Consider the following 7487-nt stretch of genomic DNA (forward strand, 5'->3'; position numbering starts at 1 on the left):
GAGCCGGCGAGGACGGCGGCACCGTCCTGTACAGCGGTCCGGTCCCGGGCCTGGCGGGGATCGAGGAATCGGTGACGCGGCCGTTCCTCTTTCCGGACACGGCGCCCGAGAACACCGCCCCGGCGCGGGTGCTGCGCGAGGCAAGCGGGTGGCTGCGGCTGGAGGGCATCCGCCGGCACAATCTCAGCGACCTCGACGCCGATATCCCCCTGCGCGTCCTCACGGTCGTGACCGGTGTGTCCGGCTCAGGCAAGTCCACCCTCGTGAGCCAGGTACTGGCCGATGTGGTCGGCAGGCACGTCCGGAACGATTCGCCGGTCGACTCACCGGAGGGCAGCGGCAACGACTTCGAGTCGGCACCCGGTGACCGCACCATCGTCGGCCGGGTGCAGGGTCTGGAGACCCTCGACCGCGTGGTGCGGGTGGACCAGAAACCGATCGGGCGGACACCGCGCTCCAACCTCGCCACCTACACGGGGCTGTTCGATGCCGTACGCAGGATCTTCGCCGACACGGAGACCGCCCGCGCACGGAGCTATGACGCCGGGCGGTTCTCGTTCAATGTGGCCGGGGGCCGCTGTGAGACCTGCCTCGGCGAGGGCTTCGTCGCCGTCGAACTGTTGTTCCTTCCCGGCAGCTACGGACCGTGCCCGGCATGCCATGGTGCCCGCTACAACCCGGAAACCCTGGAGGTGACGTATCGGGGCAGAAGCATTGCCGATGTCCTGGGGCTGACGGTCGACGACGCCGCGCATTTCCTCGCCGACGTGCCGTCCGCTGCGCGCAGCCTCGCGACACTGCGGGACGTGGGGCTGGGCTACCTACGGCTCGGGCAGCCGGCCACCGAGCTTTCGGGCGGCGAGGCACAGCGCATCAAGCTGGCCACCGAACTGCAGCGCGCGCGCCGCGGACACACGCTGTACCTGCTCGATGAGCCGACCACCGGCCTGCACCCTGCTGACGTACGGCTGCTGCTCGAACAGCTCAGCACACTCGTCGACGCCGGCAGCACCGTGGTGGTGGTCGAGCATGAGATGGATGTCGTGGCTGCAGCGGACTGGGTGATCGATCTCGGCCCGTCGGGTGGGAACGAGGGCGGCCGCATCGTCACCTCGGGGACGCCGGCCGCCGTCGCCGTCGCTGTCGGAAGCCGGACAGCCCCCTATCTCGCGAAGCGGCTGGCCACTGGTGTCCCGGGAAACCGAGGCGTCACCCTTGCGAAGCCGCCGGGACGAGAGTCCAGAGGATGACGGCGCGGTCCCCCGTGGGGTTGACCCAGGTATGCGGCTCCCGGCCCGGAAAGGTGACGGTGTCACCGGCCTCGAGTTCGTAGCGCTGGTTGGAGAAGGCCAGCTCGAACCGGCCCTCGATGACATGGAGGGTCTCGACCTCGCAGTCCACCGAGTACAGCTCGTCCTCACCCCGGCCGTACGGTTCGATGACGGCCCGGATCATCTGCAGCCGTCGCTCCGAGCGCGCCGTCAGGAGCCGCTCGTTGATACCCTCACCTCCGAGGCTGATCCGCGGCGCTTCGGCGAGTCGGGTCCGGTGGATCTCGGGAGCGAGAAACAGATCCCCGATCGAGATGGACAGCACCTGGCACAGCGTCACCAGCGACGCCACCGAGGGTGACGTGAGGTCCCGCTCCACCCTGCTGAGGAAGCCCTTGGTCAGCCCCGTCGATTCGGCAACCTGCTCGATGGTCATGCGTTGCGACTGCCGTTCCGCGCGAATGCGCGACCCGATGGCCACGGGGGCATTGGTGGGTTCTACTGGCAACGCTTTCATGGAATCCTTTCGGCGGGAACAGGTTATGAGCTTACCGACAGGATTCGACATGCAGATCATCAATATCGCGATCGTGGTCGTGTACCTCGTTGCAATGCTGGGCTTCGGGTGGTGGGGCAAGTCGCGGACCAGGAACACCAGCGACTACCTCGTGGCCGGACGCCGCCTCGGCCCGCTTCTCTATACCGGCACCATGGCCGCCGTGGTGCCGGGCGGGGCTTCCACTGTGGGAGGAGTGGGCCTCGGCTACACCTTCGGGATCTCCGGCATGTGACTCGTCGTCGCGATCGGCACCGACGTCCTGCTGCTGAGCCTGCTGATCGCGCCCACCATCCAGAAGCTGAAGATCTACACCGTCTCCCGGATGCTGACCCTGCGCTACGGGCACGAGGCGACGAAGGTGTCCGGCATCGTCATGCTCGCCTACACGCTGGAGCTCCCGGGCCGGCCTTCTTTCCTGCCTATTCCGTCCTGTTCGTCCTGCCCGCAGCCGTCGAACCGTCGCTGCTGCCCGGGCCGGAATCCTTTTCCGGCTCGGAGGCCCTGCGGCCCTTGACCCGATCCGCGCGGGATTCCGTGGCGGGCCGTTTTGCTGCCCTGGCGACGGACACTGCCGCGATCCTTCCCAGGAGGGGGCGGTCTTCCTTGGCCATGGAACTGAGGCCATGGCCGCTTTCATCGAGCGCGGTCTCCTTCTCGGCGCGCTCGATCTCGGCGGCAGTGATGTCGTCGTCGTCCTCCTTGTTCCATGCCTTGATGGCGGCCCAACCCACGGCTGCTACCGGAACTGAAAGGATCGCGCCGATGATGCCCGCCAGGATGGTTCCGGCAGTCAACGCGAGCAGGATGACGAGGGCGTGCACGCTGAGCGTGCGTCCCATGACCACGGGCTGGAGGAAATTGCCTTCGAGCTGGTTGACCACGATCACCACGATGATCACTATCAACGCCGTGGTGGGTCCGTTCGCCACCAGGGCAATGAGTGCTGCGAGCACACCCGCGAGTGTGGCCCCCACCAGGGGGATGAAAGCTCCCACGAACACGATCGCGGCGAGGGGAAGCGCGAGCGGTACACCGAGGATCAGCAGCGCAAGGCCGATGAAGAAGGAGTCGACGAGCGCCACGATGGCGGTGCCGCGCACATAGCCACCGAGCACCAGCAGGCTGTCGTGCCCCACGCGTCGCGCCTTGACGAGTCGCTTGCCCTTGAACGCGCGAAGGATGAAGGCCCAGATCTGCTCGCCGTCCTTGAGGAAGAAGAACAGGATGACGGCCATGAGCAGGGCGCCGGTGATGAAGCTGCCCGCGGCGCTCAACCCGGAAATTGCACCGGCTCCCACCGAACTGCTGGTGGCGAAGTCGATGGCGGCGTCGCGCGCCTGCTGGATCTGCGCGTCGTCAATCGGGATGGGACCGTCCTGGACGAAAGCGTAGATCTGATCGAACCCTTCAGTGGCCTGGCTGACGAGCTGGCCCGCCTGACCCACGATGGCGAAGATGATGCCCGTGATCAGTCCACCAAACGCGACGACGAGGAGGAGGAAGGAAAAGCCGGTGGCCGCGGCACTGGGCCAGCCCTTCCTGCGCAGCCACAGCACCAGGGGACCGATGGCTGCGGCAAGAATCAGGGCCAGCAGCATCGGAATCACGACGAGCCTCACCTGGATGAGGGCGTAGACCAGCACGACTGCGAGCACGAGCAGCAGAAGCACCTGTGCCACGCGGATGCTCGTGCGGCCGAGTGGGCCCTGCCACGGTCCCGTCTCCGCTGAAGGGTGTATGTTCTGGTTGCTCACTCTGTTCCCATCCGATCGTTGACTTCCATAGTTTTTTGCGGTTCCCGACTGTTCGGCGCCGCCGTCCCCTCGACGAGCAATTGCGTGCGCACTTCGCGCCGCAGGACCTTGCCGATCAGTGAGCGCGGCAGTTCCTCGACCGCGATGATCCGCTTCGGCACCTTGTACGCGGCCAGGGCCGCACGGCAGTGCTGCCGCAGCGCGTCGGCGTCGAGCTCGCAGCCCTCCCTCAGGACCACGACGGCGACGACGTCCTCACCGCCTCCGGTCCCCGGCAGTCCCACGACGGCGGCGTCGGCGACGTCCGCGTGGGCTGACAGGGCGTCTTCCACCTCCGACGGCGCCACATTGAAGCCGCCGGTGATGATCAGTTCCTTGATGCGGTCCACGACGGTCACGTAGTGGTCCTCATCCACCCGGACGATGTCGCCGGTGCGGAACCAGCCGCCGTCGAGCAGGGCCGCTTCGGTTTCCTCGGGCTTCCGCCAGTACCCGGAGAATACCTGCGGGCCCCGGATCAGCAGTTCCCCCGGCTGCCCGGGTTCGCGGTCCTGCGAGGGATTGTCCGGGTCGACGACGCGAATGTCCGTATTGGGGAACGGCAGCCCCACCGTTCCGGGACGCCGTGTGGGACCGATGGGGTTTCCGATCGCCACCGGGGACGTCTCCGTGAGGCCGTAGCCCTCCACCAGGTAACCACCCGTGGTCTTCTCCCAGAATTCGACAGTGGCTTCGGGAAGGTTCATGGCACCGGAGATGGCGCAGCGGATCGAGCTGAGGTCGGCTCCACGTGCATTCGCTGCAGTAGCCAGCCGCTCGTAGATGGGAGGCACGGCGGGCAGGAACGTCGGCGGGCTCCTGCGGGCCGCGCGGAGCACGAGGTCGACGTCGAACCGCGGGAACAGCACGAGGCGCGCACCGATGCTCATGGCGAAGGTCAGGCACAGTGTGAGCCCGTAGGCGTGGAACATCGGAAGGACGGCGTAAACGACCTCGCGCCCCTCCTCGAGCCCGGGCACCCAGGCCCGGCCCTGGGCTGCGTTGGCCAGCAAGTTCCGGTGGGTCAGGACCGCTCCCTTGGCCTGGCCGGTTGTCCCGCTGGTGTACTGGAGCACTGCGATGTCCCCTGACGAGGGCCGCGGGTGCTGCCTGCGAAGGGCGCGGTGGGCGAGGAGCTTGCGCCAGCTGTGCACGGGCCGCGGCCCGGACAGTCGTTCGGACGTCGTCAGGGCGTCGCGGGATTTCCTCGCTGCGGGCAGCGGAAGACGGAGTGCGAGCCGCTTCAGTGCGGGCAGGGCGGCGGGAAGGCTGACGGAGACGATCGATTCGACGCCGACGTCGGCCGGCAGCGCCTGGACGCGCGGCACCACCTTGTCCCAGACCACGGCCACCGTGGCCCCGTGATCCTCGAACTGGTGGCGCAGTTCCCGGTCGGTGTAGAGCGGGTTGTGCTCCACGACGATGGCGCCGAGACGCAGCACGGCGTAGAACGCCACGATGTGCTGGGGGCAGTTGGGGAGGACGAGTGCAACCCGGTCTCCGGTGCCGACTCCCAGGCGGCGCAGGCCTTCAGCCGCCTTCAGCACGGACTCGCCGAGGTCGCGGTAGCTCGTCTCAGCACCGAAGAATTCAAGCGCCACCGACCGCTCGTAGGAGCGGACGGATGCTTCGAGAAGGTCCGGAAGGGACCCGTCGGGTACGGTGATCTCCGCGGGTACACCCGGGCCGTACCTGGAGACCCACGGACGTGGCGGCGCGAAATCCATAAGCCTGCTTCCTGTTTGGACGGAACCGACTCTACCGCGTGCGGGATGCCGCACGGTAGCCCGTTTCCGCCGTCGACACGCGATCGGCCGTAGCCGTGCCCTCCCCCGCGCTAGGATTAAGGGCAGCTAAACCGCCGACCAGGAGTACCGAGTGAGCGCCCCCGAGGCCAATCCCAGTCCACAGGACATCAAGCGGTGGCGGCAGTACCTTTCCGATGAGCGTGCCGAAGCAGCCACCTATCGCTACCTCGCCCAGCGGCGGCAGGGCGAGGAACGCGAGATCCTCCTTGAGCTTGCGGAGGCCGAAGGACGCCACGAGGCGCACTGGCTCGTCCTGCTGGGCGACGCGGCAGGCAAACCCGCGGCCCCCTCGGTCCGGAACAGGGTCCTCGGGCTCCTTGCCCGGCGCTTCGGCTCGGTCTTCGTGCTGGCCCTCGCCCAGCGCGCCGAGGGCCGGTCCCCGTATGCCGCCGACCCCTCCGCCACCAGTGCCATGGCCGCGGATGAACAGATCCACGAGGAGGTTGTCCGCGGACTCGCCACCCGCGGCAGGAACCGGCTCTCAGGCAATTTCCGGGCGGCGGTCTTCGGAGCCAATGACGGCCTCGTCAGCAACCTGGCCCTCATCATGGGCATCGGCGCCACCGGCGTCTCCACGTCGTTCATCCTGTTCAGCGGGCTCGCGGGGCTCCTGGCCGGGGCGCTGTCGATGGGTGTCGGCGAGTACGTGTCGGTGCGGTCGCAGCGCGAGCTGCTCTCGGCAACCCGTCCCACCCAGATCACCCTGACCGCTGCCAAGGAACTGGACATTGCGGCGAACGAGCTGGTGTTGGTCTACCGGGCACGCGGCATGACTCCGGAAGCCGCCGAGCACCGCGCCGCCGAGCGGATGGGGCTCTACAGCTGCGACTGCGACCCGAGCTTCTCCCTCCAGCCCGACGGCGACGCCACGCCCGATGACCACGAAACCGTGGGAACGGGCCTCGGAGCGGCGGCGTCGAGCTTCTGTTTCTTTGCCTCGGGCGCCATCATCCCCGTCCTCCCGTACCTTCTGGGCCTGACGGGGGCGATGGCCGTCGTCACCGCCTGCGTCCTGGTGGCCCTTGCGCTGCTTGCCACGGGCGCCGTCGTCGGGCTGCTGTCCGGCGCCTCGCCGCTGAAGCTCGCACTGCGGCAGATGGCGATCGGCCTGGGTGCCGCAGCGGCCACCTACGTGCTGGGCCTGCTGTTCGGCACCTCGGTCGTCTGAGTATCCGGTCGACGCACTGCAGTCGGACCGGCTTCAGTCGGACGGAATTCACCGTGGACGGTGGCGCCATCGAAAACGACAATCGCGCCCGATAAAACCGGTGCGGGCGCCGGCTACTGGCTCGTGACGTGCTCGTCGAGCTTGGCCAGCGTCTTCTCGATGCTTTCGGGGTGCCGCCGGGTGAAGCCCGTGAGCCGTAGCACCAGTTTGAAGGGGACCGCGCGGGCATCCCACTGCTCGGTGACGAGCGTTGCGTTGCCGCGGGGCTCGAGCGTGTAGCGCCAGACATGGCTCGAGAAATGGCGCCGCGCGATGCGGCGCCCCTCCTCGAACTCGGTCACCCGATTGAGGATCTTGTAGCTGGCACCCATGCTCATGTCCATGCCGAAGCGCGCTCCGAGCGCCAGCCGCTTCGGTCCATTGGGCTGTTCGCCCTTCACCGTGCCCGAGCCGTCGATCACACTGTGAAGTGCAGGTGTCGCAAGCACCTCGAAGATCCGGTCGGCAGGCGCTTCGATAAGGCGCGCGCGGGAGATGAGGTAGGCGGAGGGGCGTGGCTCGGAGACAGTAGTCATTCCGCTATTGTGCCCGACCCCCGGAGGAAGCGCCGCTCCTACGTCGAGGCCGGTGCGTTCTCCCTGCCACCCATGATCATGCTGCCCTCACCGACCGACTCGGGAACGGCGTCGTGCTCCAGGGTGGTGGCCAGGGGCTTCTCAGTGACGAACAGGCACAGCACTGCGGCAATGGCGGCGAGCGGTGCCATGTAGAGGAACAGGGGGATGAGTGCTTCGCTGTAGGAGTTCACGATGATCTCCCGCAGCCCTTCGGGAAGGCTCTGCACCAGGGCAGGCGTCAGGGATTCGCCTCCGCCGGTGGCGGCGGCCG

General features: G+C 67.7%; 5 protein-coding genes and 3 pseudogenes. 3 read left to right on the plus strand and 5 right to left on the minus strand.

Annotated features, from left to right (window positions below):
• Window positions 1-1250: pseudogene (locus Y705_RS19640) on the plus strand (ABC transporter); the annotation flags it as partial.
• Here Y705_RS19640 and Y705_RS0112265 read toward each other — a convergent pair.
• Window positions 1210-1788, minus strand: a complete 579-nt coding sequence (locus tag Y705_RS0112265; protein ID WP_026533070.1) for a cupin domain-containing protein — start codon at window positions 1786-1788, stop codon at window positions 1210-1212. The pseudogene Y705_RS19640 and the gene Y705_RS0112265 overlap by 41 nt on opposite strands.
• A gap of 49 nt (window positions 1789-1837) precedes the next feature.
• On the opposite strand from Y705_RS0112265, the pseudogene Y705_RS21400 reads away from it, so the two are divergent.
• Window positions 1838-2227: pseudogene (locus Y705_RS21400) on the plus strand (sodium:solute symporter family transporter); the annotation flags it as partial.
• 22 nt (window positions 2228-2249) lie between these two features.
• Here Y705_RS21400 and Y705_RS19645 read toward each other — a convergent pair.
• Entirely contained in the window at window positions 2250-3509 is a 1260-nt protein-coding gene (locus tag Y705_RS19645) for an AI-2E family transporter (RefSeq protein ID WP_343212751.1), read from the minus strand.
• A gap of 71 nt (window positions 3510-3580) precedes the next feature.
• Entirely contained in the window at window positions 3581-5350 is a 1770-nt protein-coding gene (locus Y705_RS19650) for a long-chain-fatty-acid--CoA ligase (RefSeq protein WP_081738023.1), read from the minus strand.
• 151 nt (window positions 5351-5501) lie between these two features.
• Between Y705_RS19650 and Y705_RS19655 the strand changes: the two genes are divergently transcribed.
• Window positions 5502-6599: a VIT1/CCC1 transporter family protein gene (locus tag Y705_RS19655; RefSeq protein WP_049822700.1), complete on the plus strand. Its 1098-nt coding sequence runs from the start codon at window positions 5502-5504 to the stop codon at window positions 6597-6599.
• Between the two features lie 113 nt (window positions 6600-6712).
• Here Y705_RS19655 and Y705_RS0112290 read toward each other — a convergent pair whose 3' ends face one another.
• The gene (locus Y705_RS0112290; protein ID WP_049822701.1) at window positions 6713-7174 is read right to left on the minus strand and encodes an SRPBCC family protein; all 462 of its coding nucleotides are present in this window, start codon (window positions 7172-7174) and stop codon (window positions 6713-6715) included.
• Window positions 7175-7212: 38 nt separating this feature from the next.
• Window positions 7213-7487, minus strand: a pseudogene (locus tag Y705_RS22395) (MFS transporter); the annotation flags it as partial.

Source organism: Arthrobacter sp. H41, from assembly GCF_000520535.1.
Classification (GTDB): Bacteria; Actinomycetota; Actinomycetes; order Actinomycetales; family Micrococcaceae; genus Arthrobacter_D.

Excerpts from the sequence above, each read along its gene's own strand:
- Y705_RS0112265 (WP_026533070.1), bottom strand. The coding sequence starts at position 1,788 with ATGAAAGCGTTGCCAGTAGAACCCACCAATGCCCCCGTGGCCATCGGG.
- Y705_RS19650 (WP_081738023.1), bottom strand. The coding sequence starts at position 5,350 with ATGGATTTCGCGCCGCCACGTCCGTGGGTCTCCAGGTACGGCCCGGGT.
- Y705_RS0112290 (WP_049822701.1), bottom strand. The coding sequence starts at position 7,174 with ATGACTACTGTCTCCGAGCCACGCCCCTCCGCCTACCTCATCTCCCGC.